At 58.4% G+C, this 21,636-nt stretch carries 12 protein-coding genes and 5 pseudogenes; 12 read left to right on the top strand and 5 right to left on the bottom strand.

Annotated features, from left to right (window positions below; translation table 11 throughout):
- Window positions 1-150: 150 nt before the first annotated feature.
- From N2604_RS39390 to N2604_RS07075, 6 genes and pseudogenes are all read left to right on the top strand, one after another.
- A complete protein-coding gene (locus tag N2604_RS39390) occupies window positions 151-1,554 on the top strand; it encodes a GGDEF domain-containing protein (RefSeq protein ID WP_124163412.1) in 1,404 nt (467 codons plus the stop codon).
- 464 nt (window positions 1,555-2,018) lie between these two features.
- On the top strand, window positions 2,019-3,845 hold the full coding sequence (locus N2604_RS07055; protein WP_245334225.1) for a bifunctional diguanylate cyclase/phosphodiesterase: 1,827 nt from the start codon (window positions 2,019-2,021) through the stop codon (window positions 3,843-3,845).
- 1,207 nt (window positions 3,846-5,052) lie between these two features.
- Complete coding sequence (locus N2604_RS07060; RefSeq protein ID WP_158626796.1) at window positions 5,053-6,258, top strand: HlyD family secretion protein; 1,206 nt, start codon at window positions 5,053-5,055, stop codon at window positions 6,256-6,258.
- Window positions 6,258-8,228 (top strand): glycosyltransferase, encoded by a 1,971-nt coding sequence (locus N2604_RS07065; protein WP_124163414.1) that lies wholly within the window; start codon window positions 6,258-6,260, stop codon window positions 8,226-8,228. The genes N2604_RS07060 and N2604_RS07065 overlap by 1 nt, the downstream gene beginning before the upstream one ends.
- A gap of 79 nt (window positions 8,229-8,307) precedes the next feature.
- Window positions 8,308-9,351 carry a cache domain-containing protein gene (locus N2604_RS07070; RefSeq protein ID WP_124163415.1) on the top strand — a complete coding sequence of 348 codons (1,044 nt, stop codon included), beginning with the start codon at window positions 8,308-8,310 and terminating at the stop codon, window positions 9,349-9,351.
- A gap of 42 nt (window positions 9,352-9,393) precedes the next feature.
- A pseudogene (locus N2604_RS07075) lies at window positions 9,394-10,450 on the top strand (IS630 family transposase).
- A gap of 13 nt (window positions 10,451-10,463) precedes the next feature.
- Here N2604_RS07075 and N2604_RS07080 read toward each other — a convergent pair.
- Both N2604_RS07080 and N2604_RS39620 read right to left on the bottom strand, forming a co-directional pair.
- Window positions 10,464-11,565, bottom strand: a pseudogene (locus N2604_RS07080) (IS630 family transposase).
- Window positions 11,566-11,757: 192 nt separating this feature from the next.
- Window positions 11,758-12,156: an avidin/streptavidin family protein gene (locus N2604_RS39620; RefSeq protein ID WP_158672267.1), complete on the bottom strand. Its 399-nt coding sequence runs from the start codon at window positions 12,154-12,156 to the stop codon at window positions 11,758-11,760.
- A gap of 757 nt (window positions 12,157-12,913) precedes the next feature.
- On the opposite strand from N2604_RS39620, the pseudogene N2604_RS07085 reads away from it, so the two are divergent.
- A pseudogene (locus tag N2604_RS07085) lies at window positions 12,914-13,033 on the top strand (IS3 family transposase); the annotation flags it as partial.
- A 266-nt stretch (window positions 13,034-13,299) separates the two neighbouring features.
- On the opposite strand, the pseudogene N2604_RS07090 reads toward N2604_RS07085, so the two are convergent.
- Window positions 13,300-13,583 (bottom strand): annotated as a pseudogene (locus tag N2604_RS07090) (integrase core domain-containing protein); the annotation flags it as partial.
- Between the two features lie 796 nt (window positions 13,584-14,379).
- On the opposite strand from N2604_RS07090, the gene N2604_RS07095 reads away from it, so the two are divergent.
- From N2604_RS07095 to N2604_RS07105, 3 genes are all read left to right on the top strand, one after another.
- Window positions 14,380-15,177, top strand: coding sequence for a hypothetical protein (locus N2604_RS07095; RefSeq protein ID WP_260374215.1), 798 nt, complete (start codon window positions 14,380-14,382; stop codon window positions 15,175-15,177).
- Window positions 15,147-16,025 (top strand): fibronectin type III domain-containing protein, encoded by an 879-nt coding sequence (locus N2604_RS07100; protein ID WP_260374216.1) that lies wholly within the window; start codon window positions 15,147-15,149, stop codon window positions 16,023-16,025. The genes N2604_RS07095 and N2604_RS07100 overlap by 31 nt, the downstream gene beginning before the upstream one ends.
- Window positions 16,026-16,749: 724 nt before the next feature.
- Window positions 16,750-17,175, top strand: coding sequence for a hypothetical protein (locus N2604_RS07105; RefSeq protein ID WP_124163417.1), 426 nt, complete (start codon window positions 16,750-16,752; stop codon window positions 17,173-17,175).
- Between the two features lie 985 nt (window positions 17,176-18,160).
- Here the strand turns inward: N2604_RS07105 and N2604_RS39625 are convergent.
- Window positions 18,161-18,418 carry a transposase gene (locus tag N2604_RS39625; RefSeq protein ID WP_081493085.1) on the bottom strand — a complete coding sequence of 86 codons (258 nt, stop codon included), beginning with the start codon at window positions 18,416-18,418 and terminating at the stop codon, window positions 18,161-18,163.
- A 62-nt stretch (window positions 18,419-18,480) separates the two neighbouring features.
- On the opposite strand from N2604_RS39625, the gene N2604_RS07110 reads away from it, so the two are divergent.
- Window positions 18,481-20,040 (top strand): oleate hydratase, encoded by a 1,560-nt coding sequence (locus N2604_RS07110; RefSeq protein WP_260374217.1) that lies wholly within the window; start codon window positions 18,481-18,483, stop codon window positions 20,038-20,040.
- A 383-nt stretch (window positions 20,041-20,423) separates the two neighbouring features.
- On the opposite strand, the gene N2604_RS07115 is transcribed toward N2604_RS07110, so the two are convergent.
- Window positions 20,424-20,627, bottom strand: coding sequence for a HAMP domain-containing histidine kinase (locus tag N2604_RS07115; RefSeq protein WP_036031501.1), 204 nt, complete (start codon window positions 20,625-20,627; stop codon window positions 20,424-20,426).
- A gap of 139 nt (window positions 20,628-20,766) precedes the next feature.
- Here N2604_RS07115 and N2604_RS07120 point away from each other — a divergent pair.
- A pseudogene (locus tag N2604_RS07120) lies at window positions 20,767-21,237 on the top strand (IS701 family transposase); the annotation flags it as partial.
- Window positions 21,238-21,636: the final 399 nt, after the last annotated feature.

The following is a 21,636-nucleotide window of genomic DNA, read 5'->3' on the forward strand; positions in this document are numbered from 1 at the left end:
CGTGCCGGCGTGTTGGATAACCTACGGCGGAGGCGAACCATGATGCCTTCTACTATGGTTGTCCAGCAGGACTCCAAGGTGCTTGAAGAAGGGGCCCCACGAGTTCATGAAAGGCCCCCGTGGGATCATCATGGAATGACGGTATAGCATATGAGTACCAATCTTATGTTGCACGAGCCGCCCAGCGCGCTGCGGCTGATCACACGGGCGTATACGAGCCTTCTCATTATCGGCTTCGCCCTGCTGCCCACTCAGTTCATCGCTTACCTCTATTTCCAGCAAGATCCCGCGCTGAAGTTTGAAGACCACCTGTTCCACGAATTCGCCATCGCCGTCGCCACCCTGGAGGGGCTGTTCGTCACATATGTGACGTGGCGCTGCTATCGGTCTTCAGGCGAGCCTCTGTTGCGATGGTTGACCCTTGGTTTTCTGGCCTTCGTGCTGATCTATTCGCTGCACGGCGCCTTCACCGGCATGGCACATCGCAACATTTGGCTGTTTCTGCTCTATGGGCCAGCGTCGCGTCTGGCGATGTCGATTCTGCTCCTCGTCGGGCTACTCAGCTACAACCTGCCGTCAGACGGGCTTGAGAAGCGCTCGGACACGCGCGCATGGCTGACGTGGATTGGCCTGTTCCTTACGATGGACTTAGCTGTCGCACTGGTCGCCTATTCACCCTATGCTGGGCACCCGGTGGTCCGCCTGTCCATGGAGGGCGGCGCATTGCTATTCAGTGCGCTGAACGTCGCCGTCTTGCTCATGCGACGGATTCACTCGCCGCTCATGCTTGTTTTCGGCGTTTCTGTCGCGTGGTTTGCGCTATCGTCGCTCGCATTCATCTTGGCGGCGCCGTGGAATCATATGTGGTGGCTGGCTCACGCGATCTTTGCTGGCGGATTTTTTCTGCTCAGCTATGGCGTCGTCCGGGCGTTCCGAACAACGCAATCGTTCGCCACCATCTATAGCCAGGAAGAAATGACCGCCCGCCTTGCCAAATCGATGGCCGACACTCAAAAGGCGCTTCAGCAAGTGCAACTGAGCAATCAACGGCTGGAGCGCCTCGCCGCAACCGATCCACTAACCGGTGCCGGGAATCGGCGCCACTTCATCGAGCATATCGGCGCGGAGATCGCAAGGGCCAGGCGAACCGGAGCTCCGTTGTCCCTGCTGTCGCTCGATCTCGACCATTTCAAGGATATAAACGACTCACGTGGTCACAGCGTCGGCGACGAGGTCCTGCGCGTATTCGTGCGAAAGTGTCTGGAGGCAATCCGGCCTTACGACTCTGTCGCGCGCGTGGGGGGTGAAGAATTCATGGTACTGCTTCCGGGGGCGACGCTCGACGCGGCTAGCGCGGTCGCCGAGCGCCTTCGATCGGCCATCGAACGCACTGCATTCGATGTCGGGGCCGAACCATCGGTCGGCGTCACCATCAGTGTTGGAGTGTCGGAGTTCAGGCGCGATGGAGACACGCTCGACGGGTTCTTGAACGTCGCCGACCAGCGACTCTATCGCGCAAAATTTGAAGGCCGCAACCGTGTGGTTGTCTCCTAGGATAACGTTCATCGTTCACTTCGTCTCCCGTGTCTGGGGCGGACGCCCGTCCGCTCTTCTCCGAGCCAAAGCCGCAACGCTACTAACAACTATTCGGTCATGGTCCATCCATTGCAACATTTGCAGGCCGGTTCTCACCGCAATAAGCTGCGGCCACTAGCAGCCGGGAGCTCTTATGTCGGTTTCTTGCTACAACGGCGTCCGTGACAGCCGTTCCATCGAGCGTTCAGCTGGCGGTCGCCTCGCCCCGCCAAGGCGGCCGCCCCTTGGCGCGCGCCGCGACCATCAATCCGCTCGCCAGGCACTTGGCAGAAGCTCCGGATCACGAGGCACGACCGGTAGGCACCTGGTCGCGCTGATTGCTATCGCACGTGAACTAGCGCCCTCCCTTGGCGCTTCCAGGGTGATCAACGTCTTGAAGCGGCATATTCAGGATATAGCTCGTTGCTTAGGCCGCACTAACGATGCGCGAACTTGCCGGTCGCTCGACCGCCACTTTTCCGGGAAGCACCTTATCACGACCCGATGGCTCATTGCTGCTTGCGAAGCCGTTACTGAAGTTCCGCAATCGGCGCAACATCTGGTTTTCTCAACAATCATGCTGCGAGCAAGACCCTCGCTGGGCCACCGTGCGTTGCGACGGTTCGACTGAGATGAGAGTTTCAACTCCACGATTGCGCGTATTGCACTTCGATTGGCGCCGTTCTGCCACGAGGGATTTCATTGCTCTCTTCGGCGGCGTCGTTCTCGCTTCACTCTTAGCGCATGTCTATGGGCTTGGCCCTCGTTTAGCGCAGCTGGGACAGCGCTATGTGAATCCGATACTCGACGACATTATATTCATCGCGTTCGTTGCATTCTTGCTGAGCATTGGGCTCACAATTTTTAGTGTTCGGCGCTATCGAGAACTTGCCCGCGGAACTGACACACAAACCATCACAGAAGGAGAAGTCCGCGATCCGGCGCGGCACGATCCATTGACTGCCTTTCCAAACCGCCGCCTGTTTGATTACACACTTGATGTGTACGTTGGCCTCGCCACCGACACGCATCAAGTCGCCATTCTGATGCTCGGCCTCGACGGCTTGAAGCGGATCAAGGATACGCACGGCTATGCAGCGGTAGACAAGGCACTCTGCGAGTTTGCCACAAGGCTTGCCGACATCTTGCCCAAGGACGGTCTCCTGGCGAGGATCGAAGGCGACGAATTCGGGATCGTCCTGCCCAACATTAGCTCCCTCGAGGATCCCGCCAATCTGGCGCGCCGTATCGTGGTGTCTGCCGCCGACAGTTTGGTGATTGAGACTGGCGCAGCCGAGCTTAGTCTTGGAATTGGCATCGCCATCGCTCCGCTTGATGGCGTCACTCCCCACGAGTTGGTCAGGCGCGCAGAACGCGCACTTTATCGCGCGCAATGCGACGGCGCGTCGCGTGTTCGCTTTTTTGAACCGGACATGGACATGCATGTCGAGCGGCGCATCAATATTGAGCGTGAGCTTCGGAGCGCTGTCGCAACGAATATTATCGAGCCCCATTACCAGCCGGTGGTTTCACTCGTAAGTAATCGCATCGTGGGGTTCGAGGTGTTGGCGCGTTGGGAGAACAAGACAACTGGGCCTATCCCGCCTGACGTGTTTATTCCAATTGCAGAAGAAACCGGCCTCATCAACGCTCTTGGAGATCAGCTTCTTCGGCGCGCGTGTCTTGATGCCACTGCGTGGCCAAAGACCTTTTCGCTTGCCTTCAACATTTCGCCTGTTCAGTTGCGGGACTCCGCGCTTGGAGAGCGCATTATATCTGTCCTTGAGCAAACCGGCTTTAGTCCGCGCCGCCTGGAGATTGAAATTACAGAGAGCGCGTTTGTGGAAAGAAGCGGGGCTGCGAAGACCGTGATTGACGCACTTCGTCTAGCCGGCGTCCGCATCGCGCTCGATGATTTCGGAACAGGTTATGCTACGCTTAGCCAGCTGCTTTCGTTTCGTCTTGACAAGATCAAGATCGATCGCAGCTTCGTGTCACATCTCCACGACAGCACTGACTGCCGGGTGATCGTTCGTGCTATAATCGGCCTCGCTGAAGGGCTTGGTTTGACGACCACGGCCGAGGGAGTCGAATGCGAACGCCAGCTCGTCTATCTGGTGTCCAATGGTTGCACAGAAGGACAAGGCTACCTGTTCAGCGGTCCCGTTCCAGCCACCAGTATTCCCGCGCTGCTCAATCGCGAAGCCAGCCGCGGGCCGGTTACTGAAGGGACGGAGCAAGAAACCCACGTGCGTGAGCCGACGCGCTGAGTTCACGCGTGCTCGGGAGGCGCTTGATTAGAATAATCCGGCTAGATTTGCCACGATACTTTCGACGCATCACCTGCATTGTTGCTCAGGGCGGGTCCATTTACTTGGACAGGACGCAGACTCTTAAGAGATCACCATGGATCGATGACGCGATTACGGGCGGAGGCCTGCCGTGCATCACCGTTTGACACTCCAACATCAACGCACAGGGGCTCGCGAAGGGCCCTATGCGCTCAGGGTGCGCGAGCGGCCAAGCGCCTGATCTTCGACTACTCCTCTTCGCTGTAGCGGCGCACAGATACACGATGAGCTGAATCAACGGGGATCAGACATCCGAACTCTGGATATCGTCTCGAAGATCCGCCATTTGAATCCCCTGATGCCCCTCCGACTGAAGCGCCGGAGCTGACCGTTCTGGTCTCCTAGTCTAGCGGCTCCTGATTGCTCCGGGGAGCGCCGGACGCACACGATCCAACTCAGGCATCCGCTGGTCCCCTTCAGGTGCCTTCAGGTGGGAGCCCTCCTGATCAGGCCGTTTATGGTCAGCCAAACCTCCCAGGCCGCATTGCTCAGCACCAAACGATCCCCAAGGCTTCCATAACGAGACTCAATCCGATTTGCGACCTTACGTTAGAACATGACCTAGACTGTCCGATTTCTGACATGCAGTCGGTCTGGTAAACTTCCTTGAAGCAATATTCCTTGTTGATCAAGCTTGTCGCAGTTGGCACAGGGTTTGAACAGAGAGGTGCATCCACCGCAGCCGCCCCCGAAGCGGCGGCTACACTAACGCTTCTTCGGCTGTGGCCCTTTGGTGCAATGACACGAGCTGCCACATGGAGTCGGTCTCAATAGCGCGTCACATAAACTGCCCTCAATGTGGCTCTGCATTTGTCCACCTCGAGTGGCATGAACGTATGGGTGCGCGGGAGGTCCAAGATCTCTGGCGCTGCTGGAACTGCAGGAATGAATTCATGACTGTTTTCACTTCTGACGATATGGATCCTCCTGCCGCTGAGATCACGAAGCTATTCTTTACCAGCCTGTTAGTCTGATCATGACGCCTGAGCCGCTAACGCTCGCATCCGAGCGGCATTGGACCTGGCAACCCAAAGCCGCGGGGGCCCTTAGGCGAAAACGATTGTACCGTAGGCTGCTCAGTAATACCCTGCGCGACCTTCCCGTCATAAACAGTTGGAATGTGCTTATGAGGCTCGTACGTGCAATCGTCGGCTTGGCCCTGTTGGCAGTGGGATTGTACATTATTATCGGTGAGCACTTCGCTGGAACATCGGCGGATGCTACACTCAATGCGCGGCTCTACATCGTTCGCGCCCCGATCGAAGGAAAGGTAACGCTTGCCGTGCAGAGCATCGGCGCGCGCATTAGTCCCGGCGCGCTGATAGCAGAACTCACCGACCAACGCTTCGATACCGCGAGGCTTCTTGAGCTTGATCGCGATCGCACAAACCAGCAGATCGAGCTCGACCGTCTCGATGGCCAGCGAGAGGCCTTGTCCGCATCCAGGTCGCGCTTCGATGTTCAATCAACTGATTACCAGCGCGGAAGGGTTCGGCAGATTGAGGCTCGAATTGCCGAAACGAAAGCAGCTCAAGACGCTGCGGCCACACGCCTTCGTCAAGCGGACGCAGAATTTAGGCGAGCAAACGAACTAAGCACGCGTGGTGTACAGACGGCGGCGCATTTGGATCGGGCTCGCGCCACTTACGACGTGGCGCAGCAAGAACTGGAGAGTGCGCAGCAGCGAGTGAAATACTTAGAGACGGAACTTACGTCCGCTCGCGACGGCATCTTCATCGGGGAGTCCTGTAACGACGCTCCTTCCTCGGCTCAACGTATCCGAGAGCTCGAGCAGCGGCTGGCCGAGCTGAATGTCGACAAGGAGCAGGTGAAAGCACGTATTGTACAGCTCGACCGGCAAATCGCTGCCGAGCGTCTTCGTGTCAACAACTTGAGCTTCGCTACCCTTAACGCCAGCGTGATTGGTCTAGTCTGGGACATACTAGTAGACGATGGCCAATACGCGCGGCGCGGCCAGGATCTCGTCAAGATCGTAGACTGCAGTACACTGATCGTCACCGCCGGCGTCAGCGAATCTCTCTACGACCGTCTGTCGGTGGGAACGGCCGTGCAATTTCGGTTGTTTCGAGATGATCGTATTTTCAATGGAACCATAACTCGCCTTGGCGGATCCGGTGCGGCCTCGCTCTACACCAATCTTGTTGTAGGGCCAAGTGCTCAACATCTCCAGCGCTTTGACGTCACAGTGACAGTTCCAGATCTTGCAGGAGAGGCAGATGTCGGTTGCGCGATTGGACGCACTGGACGCGTCATCTTCACAGCTGGCCCAATCGCACAGTTCCGCCGCTTTATAACGCGGTACGGACTCTGATGCTTCAGCTGTCGCCACTCGTTGCTGCCTTCGCAGGCGCCGCCTTCATAATTGGGCTTCGCCTTACCGTCTTTCCATTTCTCAATCCGATGAAGTGGTATTGGCGCGCTCTTCTCCTCGGGGCTGCTGCCGTACTGTCTTGGCGTTATATGGCTTGGCGCTTCACCGAAACGCTGGCACCGCTCGACTGGACTGCGGACGCGCTGTTCAGTTGGGGATTCGTCACCCTCGAGGCCCTGACGATGCTTTCCTCTACCATCGCGTTTTTCATACTGTCCCGAGTGAACGACCGGTCGGCAGAAGCAGACCAGTACTCTGAATGGTGGCTGCCTGGAGAAGCGCCGCGTGTGGACGTTTTTATCACGACTTACAACGAGCCGTCGGAAGTGCTCGAGCGCACGATCATTGGCGCGACGCAAATCCGCTATTCACAGCTTCGGATTTTTATCCTCGACGACGGCGCCAGGAATTGGGTACGGCAACTTTGCGAGCTGCACGAAATCGGATATCTCGCACGTTCGGATAAGGAGCATGCTAAAGCGGGGAACATTAACCATGCACTTCGCGCGCGCGCCCGCGATCCAGCTCCCCCGATCTTTGTCGCTGTACTTGACGCAGATTTCGTTCCCCATGCGGACTTCATCGAGCGGACGCTAGCGTTATTTCACGAGCCAAGCGTCGCGCTCGTGCAAACCCCGCAGCACTTCTTCAATCCTGATCCGATCCAACATAACCTTGGAATAAGCACCGCATATCCGGATGAACAACGTCATTTCTTTGACAACGTCGAGCCAGCGCGGGACGCTTGGGGGATTGCCATCTGCTGTGGGACATCATCCGTAATGCGGGTCCAGGCCGTCGAGCAGATTGGCTGGATTCCAACACAAAGCGTAACCGAGGACTTCCTGCTCACCCTTAAGCTTGCGGAAAACGGCTGGCAAACTGTATACCTAAACGAGCCGTTGACTGAAGGTTTGGCTCCCGAAGGACTGAAAGAATATATTACTCAGCGTGGACGGTGGTGCCTCGGCTTGATGCAAATCGTCCGCAACTCATACAGCCCCTTTGTCATGCGCGGCCTTGGTCTGATGCATCGAATCGGGATCCTGGATTCATTGCTCTACTGGGTCAGCACCTTTCCCTTCAGGCTTGCCAGCCTGATTTGCCCGCTGTTGTATTGGTGGTTCGGCATCACCATCGTGAACGCGTCGCTGGTGGAAATTATCAGTTACTATATACCTTATTACCTAATGGTTCTTGTGTCCCTGAACTGGCTTTCAAAAGGGTTGTTTGTCCCGCTTCTCAACGATACGGCTCAACTGATCGCGGCCTGGCCCATCAGCCAGGCAGCTGCTCTCGGGCTTCTGACCAGCGGATCGCATAAATTCTCGGTGACGGCCAAAGGCGGCGACCGCACCAAGGTCATAGTTCAATGGGCGTTGATGCGCCCGTTTGTACTCCTGCTCGCTCTGACAATCGGCGGCTTGATCGTGCCGTTGAACTCCGATTTTGTCTTCGATACGTCCGCAACAGCGGGGGACGGCACAACTGTCGTGATGTTCTGGACAGTTTACAACATTCTGGTGCTTTTCGTGGCAGTCGTGGTGTGCATTGAGCGACCGCGATACGATCGACCTCAGCGCCAGATTCCAGAACCCATCACGTTGGTGATCCAAGGTGAGAAGCATCGCGGATGGCTTCTCAATCTGGGCCGAGGGGGCGCGCGAATCAGCGGTCCATCCGGACTTTCCGCCGGAGCAGCAGGGCAGCTCGACCTGCCCGGGATTAGCGGCGTAGACGCGCATGTTGCTGCGACTACCCGTGACGGCTATCGAATCAAGTTCTCTCCAACTCCCGAGCAAAGGGCGAAAATTATCAAGAAGCTTCACACTGAATCCGCCATGCCAGGGACCGATCGAGGGAACATCTTGCAAATGATTCGTGAGTTGGCGCGAGCTCTAACGAGTTGAGGAGCGCGAGATGCCGAGAAGACCGAGCCTACTCTCCTTGGTGTTCTGTGGAGGCGCCTTGCTCATATCGGTGCCGGCCATGGTGACCGCGACGATCTACACGGCCTTGCTACAGCAAGGGGGAGAGCAGCTGCAGTTCGACGCGTTAAGAATTCGCGGCGAAATGAGTTCCGCGCTGTTGGCCCGCCGGCTCTATGGAGTTTGGATGGATGTAGCGCGGTCCGCTGAGCTCATTGACCTAACTGATCTTAAGAATGCGCGAGAACACATCGACTTCTTGAGCCGCCTTGATCGACGCTATACTTGGCTTGGGGTCGCGGATCTCGAAGGGACCATTCTCGCGGCTAAAGACGGCATGCTCGAAGGAGTAAGCGTTGCACAGCGACCTTGGTTTAGGCGGGGCCTTGTCTCGCCGGCGGCTATCGATGTGCATGCCGCTCAACTACTGGCCACCCAGTTGCCGGCACCTCGTGAGCCCTATCGCTTTATCGACCTGGCAGCGCCGTTGCGCCACGCCGGCTCCGTTGCCGGGGTCATCGGCGCTCACCTTGACTGGAAATGGGTCGCAGAAAGCATGGACTCGTTACAAGTACCCGGCATTGATGTGCTGCTGCTTTCGGGGGATCGAACCGTCCTGTTTGGTCCGCCGGATCTTATCAACAAGTCGCTCAACATCGGCTCCGCACTTGCGGCTAGTCGCGTCACGACTGCGTCTCTGCGCGAACGTTGGCCTGACGGCAGGGACTACTTCACAGTGATCGTTCCGACGGTCGGCTTCGCGAACCTTCCAAGCTTCGGTTGGTCTCTTCTGGTTCGGCAGAGTGCCGACGAGGCGCTTGCGTCCACCCGTAATCTCATCCGATCATTCTGGAGTAGTTTCGGTGCTTGTGCCATTGCCATACTAGCACTGCTCTTTTGTGCGGCGCAGTGGCTGAGGACGCCCCTTCGCCGGCTCTCGAATACAGCCGAGGCCCTCTTGCACGATCCATCCGCGCACCCGCCATATTCCGAGACACGCTTCAATGAAGCGGCGAGGCTCAGTGACGCGCTCGCTCGCATCCAGTCGAAGCTGATGGGACACTCTGTTAGCAATTCGATCCAAGGACCGGGTGGGGACAACTAGTACCCACTTTCCTTGGGAAGTGGGTCATGATTCAACGTCGGGATGATACCCGACGCAAGAGAAGTCCACCTTTCGAGGAAAGATCGCAAGGTGCTTGAGGAACGTTGCCGCTCACCGGTGACGTTGCAGCGCGATTTGAAGCGGGCGCGGATCGTTCTTTTGGCTGCTGCCGGTCGCAGCACCCGATCGATTGCCAAGGAGGTTGGGTCCAGCCGCGGATTGTCAGCCTTTGGCGGCATCGCTATGCGAATCAAGGCCTTGAAGGTCTGCAAAGCAAGCCTCTCCCGGGCAAGCAGCCGATCTATACGAAGGCCACTGACAAACGGATTTTAAAGTTGCTCGATAAATCGCCTTCTGCCGGGTACGCGCGCTGGACTGGGCCTCTGCTGGCTGGGGAACTTGGCGATGTCGACGTGCAATATGTCTGGCGATTCTTGCGCAGCAACAAACTCGATCTCGCCGCTCGCAAGTCCTGGTGCGAGAGCAACGACCCGGAGTTTACGGCCAAAGCCGCCGACGTGGTTGGCCTGTATGTCGCCCCGCCAAAGAAGGCCATCGTGCTATGCGTGGACGAAAGCGCCCTCGATCCAGGCCTTGGAAAGAGCGCAGGGTTATCTGAAACTACCCAACGGCAGATCCTTGACCGGGCAAAGCCACGACTACAAACGGCACGGCACGACCACGCTGTTCGCAGCGCTGGAAGTCGCCACCGGGAAGATTCTTGCGACGCATTCGAAACGACGTCGCCGGGTCGAGTTTCTCGACTTCATGGATCGCGTGACCGCAGCATTTCCGAACCGACAGCTTCACGTCATTCTCGACAACCTCAGCACCCATACGAAGAACGAGGAATGGCTTGAGGCACATCCCAACGTGAACTTTCATTTCACGCCCACCAGCGCGTCCTGGCTCAATCAGGTCGAGGTGTGGTTTTCGATCTGACAGGGGCAGTCGTTGAGCGGCGCCTCGTTCACAAGCCTCAAACAGCTTGAGCAGCACATCGATGCCTATATCAAAGCACAGAGCTGAGCCATTCGTCTGGACCAAGAAAAAGGTCAGGCGACGCCGATTCAAAGGCCGACGTATCACTCAGCTATGATTCCGGGTACTAGCTAGTGTCCTGAACCAGAAGTTCGCAACATTGCTGCGTTTTGTGCCGGGGCATTGTATCGGCAGAAGCGCTCGATGGAAGCAAGGATGCCGTCAGCGGACTTGGTCCATCGGAATGGTTTCTTATCGGCATTGTGTCGTCAACGAACGAGGTGATGTCCGCCATAAGGGCAGCGAGACTGCGCGCCTGATCTTCTTATCGGTAAGGAGCGCGGAGAAGCGCTCGACCTGATTGAGCCATGACGAACTGGTCGGGGTCAGGTGCACATGCCAACGCGGTCTTTTGGCCAGCCATTTCCGGATCAGCGGCGTCTTGTGCGTTGCATAGTTATCCATGACGAGATGGACGTCGAGTTGGCGCGGCACAGCGGCCTCGATCTCGTCCAAGAACTTGCGGAACTCTGCGGCACGGTGCCGTCCGTAGCACTTGCCAATAACCCGTCCGGTCGCAATGTCGAAGGCGGCGAACAGCGATGTGGTGCCGTACCTTTTGCAGTCATGGCTTCTTCGAGCCGGCTGACCGGGACGCATCGGCAGCATCGGCTGACTGCGGTCCAGCGCCTAGATTTGGGACTTTTAGTCTACACACAGAACGATGGCGTGTGCCGGCGGCGAGACGTAAAGGCCGACGACGTCGCGCACCTTGGCGACGAAGTTCGGATCGGTGGAGAGCTTGAATGTCTCCAGCCGGTGCGGCTGGAGCCCGAAGGCCCGCCGGATGCGTTGCACCGTTGACACCGACAGGCCGCTGGCCTTGGCCATGCCCCGATAACTCCAATGAGTGGCGTTCTCGGGGCAGCTTTCCAGCGTCCGCACGATCACGGCTTCGATGCGGGCATCGTCAATGGTGCGCGGCGCCCCGGAACGCGGCTCGTCGTGCAGCCCGGCCACGCGCTGCTCTACAAAACGCGCCACTTGCCTACCGTTCCCCGCTCCAGGCCTAGCTTGGCCGCCACCTCCTTGTTCTGACCGCCTTCCGCGCAGGTCAGCACGATCCGGGCCCTCAGAGCCAGCGCCTGCGGTCTTCCGCCGCATCGTCAGCGACTGATGTTCGGCGAACTCATCATCGCTCAATATCAGTGGCGCAAGTCGCTGGGCCGGCAGCCGCCAAATCTGGCACAGCGACGCGACTCTACTGCGAATCTACGATTGCGAAATTGTGACTCAGGACACTAGAGGTTCATCTGCCCCCAGATTGGGAGAATCAGCAAGACGTCGGCCATCGAGAGATAATCAGCCTTAACACGATTGCTCTACCTCCTCGTAAAGAAACCCGCCCCGTCATTTGTGACACTTTCAGTTCGATCCCACGTAGAACAGGGTCCCCGCAGCTGGAATATTCTTATCAGCGACGCGGCCGTTCCAAATGGTGATCGTTTTGCAGTTTGGAGCTGCGGGTGCCGTCCAATTGACGTAAAAAGCGATCCTATTTGCGGTAACGACGCCTGCGACAGGGTAGGGCTGTCCCTGGTAGGAAACTCCAGTCGCATTGTTAACATACGTTCCGGCGAAAATCCCCGTCGATGCATCGAGCGTTTGGATCGACAGAAGAGAGCCTCGCTGATTTACCCATTTAGAGGGACTGGCAACCGCGCGTGAGCAGGCATCGACGTAACGGCAAAGAGCAGGAGCACAATCAAGCGCGTCATGGAATTCCCCTAGGCAACAGGCAACTGCGCAGACGCTGCCGGAGATGCGCTCTCATACCGACGCCTATTTCGCTCCCGCAGCATCCACTAAGAGTTCTCGCGTTGTCGTATCGCCGGATTGTTCAGAGGCCGACTTGCCGACGGCCTCATCATTCTCGAGCGACATTGTTTACCGCCTCTTGAACATGCTCAAGGAGCAAATGACGCAACGGGTCATCTTGAGGTATTCGAGCAATGCCTTTTTTGTCTAGTTTCGTTCCGAGGCGATACTCTTTTCCTTCAGCTTCGATCTATGGCGAAGCGTGTGCCAGCCGATGGTTCTACACTTCGCCTTCCTACAGAGTTTGCGGATCGCATAGTGCATTCCGTAGTGGTAGTTCCAGTGAACGGGCGACCCTCCGAGCCTCGGAACACGTACCCAGTGTCCTTCTTACGCCGGTACAGCATCGTGTACACATCAATGTCGAGCGGTATATGCCGCGTGCGGTTACTCTTCGGCGCGACTAGCGTCTTCCCACGATCATCGTATGAATGTCTCACCGCAACGTTGGGCGTGAGCCAATCGAGAGACGACCACTGAAAGGCCGCTGAGCTCTCCTTGCCGCATACCCGTCCGCAGCGCCGTCAGAACTAGTTCGTGCACTAGGCCATTTGCCTGGGAAAGGAGCAACTCACACTCTTCTGGCGAACGATAATCAGTTTCGGGCAACGCCCTTTTTGGCCAATTGATCTTCGGTGGTGACCTTGCCCCTCAGGCTTAATACAGGTTGAAGTTCGCTCTGGCCCACGACAAGGACCAGAGCATGAAGCGCAGCCGGTTTTCGGAAGAGCAGATCATCGAGATTTTGAACACCCGGCTGAAGCGGTTGCTGGCCGACGCCATGCTGGACAACGCGGCCTTGAAGGACCTCGTGGGAAAGGAATGGTGACGTCCGCGGCCACGGCTGGCATCTCGACTCTACCATTGTTAGGAGGTTGAGCATGTGTACATGTTGCGCGCCGGCTGGAACGATCGCCAGGCGGCGGAGCCGTGACCACAGGAGACGCCCCTGAAGTCTTGGACGGAACTTGCGACCGCTCTATCAGCCAAAAACTGCCTAAAACCGGAGCCGTCGCTTGGCCATCGTCAGATAATTTGCGACTGGTCAGGCTCTTCGACAAGGGAGGCTCTGGCTCATCAGCGTTAGAGTTAAGCGGCCTGCAGTTGATGCTGCATGCGGCGGTTTGCGATGTGTCGCGCTTGATGCGGTTTCGTTCGGGGAGGATCGCCTCAGCCCTGCCGCAGTAGACATCGGCTGGCGTGAGGTTGTCGATGCTCTCATGATAGCGGACGTGATCATAGGGTTCGACGAAGGCCCCTACTTGATCTTCGAGATCATCGGGTCGGTCGCAGTTGTCGAGCAGAATGCAGTTCTTCAGCGTCTGATGCCAGCGCTCGATTTTTCGCTGGGTCTGAGGGGCGTTCGGACCGCCCGCGCCCAACCGACAACTGCTCCGAGCAGAATCGTCTCTCGTGCGATCACTAGGTCACCGCTGCTCGGCGGCTATGATTTCCGCCTTTATTTTTTCGCGCTCGGCTTCACTCTCACGAACAAGCTCATTGGAAGCTGAATATTCTACCTCACCCACGACCCAAGCCTATCACCTTCTCCAAAGTGCTCTCGGCCGGAGCGAAGGGCTCGTAGAGCCTCGCAACAAGGATTGCGATTCTGAAACGCGTGCGTGAAGGTCGCTTGCAAATCCCGCAATCAAACGACGGTCTTATGAATAACTGTGCAGTTGACCAACATACCAATGTCGACTTTTGACGGCATTTCGTGCAACGACTTGAATTGACACACGCAGGCGCGCTGAACTCAACAGGGTAGGTTGAACCTACAAGTTTTGGCGGGTGGAACGTTCAACGAATCAACACTAGGGTTGGTTGGAAGGTTCGAACATCTTGCATTAGGGAACTGTTGATAAGGAGTGCCAAGCGAAGCGACCGCTGACGTCGGCATCGGTTCGGCTGCGTAGAATGCCACCATGTCCAAACGCCTAGCAGTTCATTGGGGCAGAGGCCGGCCATCAGCTGGGATTCTACTCGTATCATAATCGAGCTAGTGGTTTTCGGCTGGCGAAACCCTGGAAACCAGCTTCGGTATCCTTGCTTCAACACGCGAATTCCACGTGCGCATTGATCGCCTGTCATGAATTGTCTTCACCAGCACCTATCCCCCGCTTTCCCGGCGGCGTCCGGGAACGTCTGACCAGATGAAGGAGATCAGACATGGCCTACCAGAAACTGATCAATCAAAGCGGACGGATGCTCAAGGGGTCGCTCATCACGCCTGTTGCCTCGGAGCCGAACCAGCCCGACACGGTCATCACGTCGGCGCTGCCGCGGGACGGCAGGCAGACGGTCGACTATGGTAATCCGCAGAATCCTTTTCCGAACTGGCGAGTGATTTCTTGTTCCGATGGCGCGTTTTCACATGAACACCGGAGACCGCCCGTCGGTTCGATTAGCACGTTTTTCAAGGACTTGGCCATCTTGCGGCAACACGCTATCGGCGGCATTTGTGCCGCGGTCGTTGGAATGTCGCCGCTCTCTGCCGAGCCTTTGGCATTGCGCAGCTATCACGCGCCGATCGGCGAGAGCTCGATCTCCGGCATTTCATCAGGCGCCTTCATGGCAGTCCAGTTCGGCGCAGCCTGGTCCTCGATTGTCAAGGGAGTGGGGGTGGTCGCTGGCGGTCCCTATTGGTGCGCTGAGGCCAAGATGTGGCGTGCGACGGGTCCGTGCATGAAAGGGCCTGCATCGGGCCTGAACATCGCGGCGTTCACGACGAAGGCTGATGCGAACGCGTCAGCAGGCAAGATCGATCCGGATAGTAATCTTGCCGGGCAGAAGATCTATCTCTTTCACGGCTACAACGACGCGGTCGTCGATAGGGCCGTGACCGATGCGGCTGCCGACTTCTACCGTCGCTATCTAGGTGACGCCAATCGAGGCAATCTCTTCTTCAGACCGCCCTCGGCGCCGGGCACTCCTTCGTGGTGGCCAAGCAGGGCGACACCGGACTGAATAGCTGCAGTGCTAACAAGGAACCATATATTGACCAATGCGGCTACGATCAGGCCGGAATCATCCTGCAGCATATTTATGGCCGCCTCAATCCACCTAATCGCGGGCAGCTCGCGGGCGTCGTGAAGAGCTTCGATCAGTCACTCTATACCAGGCCGCAGGCGCCCGCCGCGTTGAGCCTGAGCGATACCGGCTATCTCTTCGTGCCTCAGGACTGCGAGCAAGGTGCTCTCTGCCGTGTCCACGTGGCGCTGCACGGATGCCGCCAGAATGCCCGCGAGATCGGGCTCAAGTTCGTCAATGATACCGGCTATAATGCCTGGGCGGATACGAACCGTTTGATCATTCTCTATCCACAGACCAGGACCAGCTTATATCGGCCCACCAATCCGCAGGCCTGCTGGGACTGGTGGGGCTACGTCAATCACACGAGCAGCTACGTGACGAAGTCTGGGGCGCAGATCCAAGCGGTTAAGGCTATGCTCGACGCGCTCGCGGCCGATGGCGCGACGCCCGTCAGCGCGACGCGGCAATTGACATCAGCACCTCAGGGGCTCACGGTGATCGATGCTTCGGATACTAGCGTTGATCTGGTCTGGTCGCCGCTGCCAGGAGCAACGACATACCGCGTGCTGCGTGCAGGCCCTGATGACACATTTCAGAGGATCGGCAGGGTTGCAGGAGCCAGCTTCGGCGATTCCGATCTTAGGCCGCAAACAACATATCGCTGGCGCGTCTCGGCCGTTCTCAATGGAGCAGAAGGACCTGCGTCCGAGGAGGTTAGCGCGACCACGCGATCGACGCCTCCACGCTGCAACCATCCGGGGTCTTGTCCGGTGACCAAATAGAAGACTCTTGGCCTCTAACGTCTGCGACGAGAGGCCGGTTCGCATCGGCGCCTTGCTAATCCGGCAATCTCATCTTCCAGACGTGGAGACGCTGCACGGGACGTTTACCCATGTCCGATATTGCCCAGGTGTCTGCTTGTTCGCGGGATAATCGAAGCTGGCGGTACAGCGAAGAAACCGACCGGAGGCTGTTGAGCGACCGCGCCAATGAGCCGCATAAAAACGAACAGGTGACTCTCGATCGACCTCGCTTCGGCATGAAAGCTCCTCGGAAAAATCGCCGGACCGGAGGCTATCTCGATGGCAAGCATGGCTCCGCGTTTGTGTTCGGGGATACGCCATCGAGGATCCTAGTGACGGCCCTGTCGTTAGCGCGGCAATGTCGTGCGCATCAACCGCTAGCGCGCTGTGAGTGATCTGAAGCCCCTGGGCAAGGTTGTCTCCTCCTAGCGAGGCTCGGCAGCTTGCATTAGGAATTCAATTGTCGCGAAGACCTGCTTGATACATTCGAAGTCCGCTGTACGACAGCCATCTTCCAGGAGCGAATGGATGCCACCAGTTTTCGTAGTTGCCGCGAAGGTCTTTCTAAGCGCTACTATCCAACGCAAGCGTAGGGCTACGCAATCAGTGTTTGCCCAAAGCTGTCCCGGGCTCCTCCGCGCCGCCCAACTGTGCGCCAGCGCAGGTCGCGAAGCGGACCGCAGCACTGCCGCAGCAGCCGGCGGTGACGCCGGTCGCAAGTCCGAAAGTTCTGAACGTGCCGGCGCTGGTCGCGCTGGCTTCGCGACAGCCGGGACTGCAGCCGCACGTCGTCCCCGGCGCTACGGATGACGAGCCAAGCGAGGAAACCCGTCACAACCGGGCAACTTTTGATTTTATCCCTTGTAACAAACTGCAAACGAAAACTGGATTGCGAGCGGCCTTCGCCAGCGTGGCAGCCGATCTCGTTTCCAGTCGAATCGATGGAGGTGAAGGCCACTGGGTTCCCGTTGGCAAATCGAAATCCGGCAAGTATCACATAAAGACGGCCTCAGATAGCAAGCGTTACGCGCTCGTCTCGTCCAAGCAGATCTTTGTGCCGGTCTTCTACGTCGTAGTCATGAGATATTTCGGGCGTGGCAAAGAACGCGCATCCGTGCGAGCGCACTAGCTACGCCTTCCAGCAGACCCCGACACCGCTTTCCAGATTGAGACACTCGTCCTAAATAGCACTTTCGAGCAGTGCTATGCAGTAACGTAGGGGGTGACTGCTTGAGATGGGCAGCGTAGGAGGCGGATGCCGAATACCACAGAACTTCTCAAAGAGAGCGATACGCCATGACCGAGCGTCGCGAAGAGATGTGCGTTTGCAGGCACGTCGGGCGCACGCGCCCGGATAGCCTCTTCTACAGGCCCGCAGGGAAGAGCACGGCTAGTGCAAGCTGGTGCTGATTGGCGCGACGCGGGAGGGCAAGAAGGAACTGATCGGCTTCAGATCGGCGTGCGGAAAGGCGCAGAGCTGGGCAGAATTCCCGATCCTTCGAGGAAGCCCCGGCAGGCGCTCTCCATCAAATGCCAGCGATCTGCGACCTGAACCGTGTGCGGCGGGGCCTTTTGCCTCGGCGTCGCCCTAAGCCTCCGCGCCGGTCGCTGGCGAGGGTCGCGATTGAGTGATGCGCAGCGAGCCGTCCCCGGGCGACTGCGGGGCTCCTCGTCCAGCAACAGGATCACGATCCGAGGTGTTACATTATAGACGATGCTGGCGTATCGCAGACCGCGTGACGTCTGCGAGAGGGCGGATCATCGCTCGATGACATTGCGCCCTCTGTAGGCCCTATCGCAGCGATGCGGATGCTTGCGGCGCGGATTCGGCCGGATGACAGCCTTGATGCGGCGTGCGGCCAACTCGTCGCGCAAGCTTCTGACGGCGTAGGCTCGATCAGCCGACGACGCGGGCTGCGTGAGTGTTGCCAGGAGTAATCAGGAAAGAAGCGGGCGGCCAAATATTGTCGATCAACACTTGGATTTTGGTGGTCGTTCGCCGCGCGAGCAGCCGATCACCTTGTTGAAGGTCCCTCTTTTTTGGGCCGGCCGCGGGGCCATGGCCTTTGATTTAGCTGGAATCCACCGAGATCGAGCCGGACACGCCGCTTGATTCAGTCAGAGCGTAAAAACGTTTGTCCAAATCCCTCTCGGCTCCAGCGACTGACGCGGTTGTACACCGTTGTGTACGGACCGTAGACTTCCGGGCAATCATGCCAGCGCGAACCTGCTTTTGGCAATTGGACAATGCCGTTGATCACGCATCGATCATCGACCCGATGCGCTCCCTTGCGCCCTCGCGGCAACAACGGCTCAATCGGCCGCCTTTCCGCGTAGCTGAGCCAGTCCTCACCCCGCTTGATCCAGCGCAACCTTGGATGCGTCCGGCCATGCTATGTTGCTTCGAATTGTCGAATTGCAATCGAGGCAAGCCATGAAGGCGTATTTTATCGGCGGCGGCATTGGATCGCTCGCGGGCGCGGCGTTCCTCGTCCGCGATGCGCAGCTGCCGGGGCGCGACATCGTGATCTACGAGGCGCAGCCGCTGGTTGGTGGCAGCCTGGACGGCGCGCAGCTTCCGAACGGCGCCTATTCGCTTCGCGGCGGGCGCATGCTCACCACCGACCATTACGAATGCACCTGGGATCTGCTGTCGAGCATTCCCTCGCTCGAGCATCCCGGCCGCAGCGTGCGCGAGGAGACGGTCGCATTCAACGTGGAGACTCCGGCGCACTCCAGCGCGCGTCTGGTCGACCGTAACCGCTTCAAGGTCGATGTCTCGCATATGGGCTTCTCCGGACGCGACCGGCTCGAGCTGCTCCGGCTCACCGAGGCTTCGGAGGAGACGCTCGGCAACAGCCGCATCACCGACTGGCTGTCGCCCGGATTCTTCGAATCGAATTTCTGGTACATGTGGCAGACCACCTTCGCCTTCCAGCCCTGGCACAGCGCGGTCGAGCTGAAGCGCTATCTGCATCGCTTCATGAACGAGTTTCCGCGCATCGAGACGCTCGGCGGCGTCAAGCGCACCGTGTACAATCAGTATGACGCGATCGTGCGGCCGCTCGCGGACTGGCTCAAGCGCCAGGGCGTGCAGTTCGTGCGCGGCACGCGCGTCGTCGACATGGCGTTCGAGACCGACGGCGCGCGCTTGCGGGTGCGCCAGCTCACGCTCGACCGCGACAGCCGCACCGCCAACGTCCGGCTCGAAGACGACGACATCGTCTTCTTCCAGAACGGCTCGATGACGGATGCCTCGAGCCTAGGCTCGATGACCGAGCCGCCGCCGCGCCTGACCAAGGCCGAAAGTCAGGGCTGGGCGCTATGGGAGACGATCGCGCAAGGACGTCCCGAATTCGGCAATCCGTCGGTGTTCAACAATTCGATCCCCGAATCCTATTGGCTGTCCTTCACCGTCACCTGCCGCGATCCACGCTTCTTCGACCAGATGGAAGCGTTCTCCGGCAATAGGGCCGGCACCGGCGGGCTTGTCACGTTCAAGGATTCCAACTGGCTGATGTCCGTCGTGCTCTATCACCAGCCACATTTCATGGGACAGCCGAAGAACGTGCAGGTGTTCTGGGGCTATGCGCTGCATCCCGACCGCATCGGCAATTTCGTGGCAAAGCCGATGTCCGATTGCGGCGGCGCCGAGATCTTGAAGGAGCTCTGCGGTCACCTGAACTTCGATCCCGTCGTTTTCGACGACGCGATCTGCATTCCCTGCCGCATGCCCTACATCACCAGCATGTTCATGCCGCGCAACCTGGCCGACCGGCCGCTGCCGGTGCCCAGGAATTCCGTCAACCTCGCCTTCGTCAGCCAGTTCGTCGAAGTTCCCGACGACGTCGTGTTCACAGTCGAATATTCGGTGCGTGCGGCGCAGATGGCGGTCTATCAGCTCATGAAGATCGATTGCCCGGTGCCGCCGGTGACGCGCCACGACAAGTCGTTCGCCGTGATCTTCGCGACGCTGGAGAAAGCGTTCGCGTGAGGCGTTCGCCGGGAAGGGCGTCGCCATCGCGCCACAGTAAGCGGCAGGCTGACGTGAAAGACGCGCCCCCTGACGGGTGGCCGCCATACGCTTCGACGATAGTATGCGCAATCGAGAGGCCTATGCCCATGCATTGCGCCTCACCATGAAAAACGGCTTGAAGATCCCGGCCACCTTCCCCGCAAGAATGCCGTGACCTGCGTTGGTACTAGAGACAAGGACGAGGTTGCCCTGAGCGAGACTGAGTCGCCGAGCTGGACCATGTCGCCACGCGAGTGTCTGCGGGCCGGCTCCGTAACCAGTTCGACATCGTTGAGCAGGGCCTGCACGGAAAGGAATCGAAACACCTCGCAGACCGTGGCATTGGGGTCGCGCTCGCGCCGTTAGGTCGTGTCTCGCTTCAGCAAAGACCGCAGCCGGCCGATGACTTCAGCGGTTCGCTGACCGTCACGGCGGATGTGATCGAGGGTGCCCCCGATTGCGCCGAGGTCGGGTGTCAGATTCTCTAATTTCTGCTGGGCCGGCTCGGCATTGATCAGAATGTCAGCGAGCGGCTGGTTCAGCTCGTGTGCGGGCGAAACGGACATCTCTCCCGCGGTCGCGCGACCGTTTGACCGTGTGAGCCTTGCCGCTATGCTGGAGCTACTTTAGGATTCAAGCGTTCCCCCGCTAAGAAGCTTCAATCACAGTCTAATTCCAGATGGAAGCCTTTATTGAGTACAGACCCTAAACGCCCGATTTGCTGCTTTCCGTGTCCCCACCGCGGACCGCCCTCCGCAGCGGATATGGGATAAAGGTCAGCAGCATCTCCCAGGCGACGAAGCCTAGCTCATTGGCGATCGACGCGCCTCGGGGGGAGAATCTCGCCAATCTTCCGGCGGCGACGGATCTGCGCACGCTGGCCGCAACTATCAAGGGCACGGTGGATTTGTGAGCAGGCGCATCAGCAGAAGGAGGAGCTTGGACTTGATCACTTCGAAGGGCGATCATGGCAGGGGACTTCATCGCCACGCCCCTGATGACAATGATCGCCTACGCCTCCTGCAACTCGTCGCCTCGCACACGCGGGGCGGAAACAACAGAATCAACCGGCCTCCGCCTCAATCAACCATGCCCACCGCACGTCACGCCATCATCGATCTCTCCCTTTCGGCCACCCTCTTAGCAGTGTCCATATTGCCGAAAGTAAACCCTTGAAAAACAGTGGCGAAAACAGTTTCTGCCAACGTAGCGCTAGACCGAGTTGATGAACGACAGCATCTAGCTCGCCGCGCGCCGCGCAATGGTGCCCCTTCGGTGACGCGCTGACGCTTTGACGTTCGCAAAGAACAGGGTCGCAGCGGAACCGGCCCGCGACCCCCAGGATCTCTATCATCCGCCGGGCGTCTCGGATTCCCCGGCCAAGCGAGCTGCGCAGGGCGCACAGCTGTCGCTGATGCTTAGCTTCCTGGCTTTCCACTTCTGTAGTATCGCGACTCATACTCTCGTTTTGATGAGACGATCCCTCAGCTGATAGTCAGAAGATGTTTTCGGGGGCCTGACACGTGCGGGACGCCGATCGTCAGACCGCCATCGACAACGATTGTCTTAGCCGGC

It is taken from the genome of Bradyrhizobium sp. CB1015 (genome assembly GCF_025200925.1).
In the GTDB taxonomy this organism is placed as follows: Bacteria; Pseudomonadota; Alphaproteobacteria; order Rhizobiales; family Xanthobacteraceae; genus Bradyrhizobium.

Bases quoted from the DNA above. Each gene is read 5' to 3' on its own strand.
- N2604_RS07115 (WP_036031501.1), bottom strand. From the start codon at position 20,627: ATGTCCGTTTCGCCCGCACACGAGCTGAACCAGCCGCTCGCTGACATT.
- N2604_RS07070 (WP_124163415.1), top strand. From the start codon at position 8,308: ATGGTGACCGCGACGATCTACACGGCCTTGCTACAGCAAGGGGGAGAG.
- N2604_RS07110 (WP_260374217.1), top strand. From the start codon at position 18,481: ATGAAGGCGTATTTTATCGGCGGCGGCATTGGATCGCTCGCGGGCGCG.
- N2604_RS07060 (WP_158626796.1), top strand. From the start codon at position 5,053: ATGAGGCTCGTACGTGCAATCGTCGGCTTGGCCCTGTTGGCAGTGGGA.
- N2604_RS07065 (WP_124163414.1), top strand. From the start codon at position 6,258: ATGCTTCAGCTGTCGCCACTCGTTGCTGCCTTCGCAGGCGCCGCCTTC.
- N2604_RS39390 (WP_124163412.1), top strand. From the start codon at position 151: ATGAGTACCAATCTTATGTTGCACGAGCCGCCCAGCGCGCTGCGGCTG.
- N2604_RS07055 (WP_245334225.1), top strand. From the start codon at position 2,019: ATGCGCGAACTTGCCGGTCGCTCGACCGCCACTTTTCCGGGAAGCACC.
- N2604_RS07095 (WP_260374215.1), top strand. From the start codon at position 14,380: ATGGCCTACCAGAAACTGATCAATCAAAGCGGACGGATGCTCAAGGGG.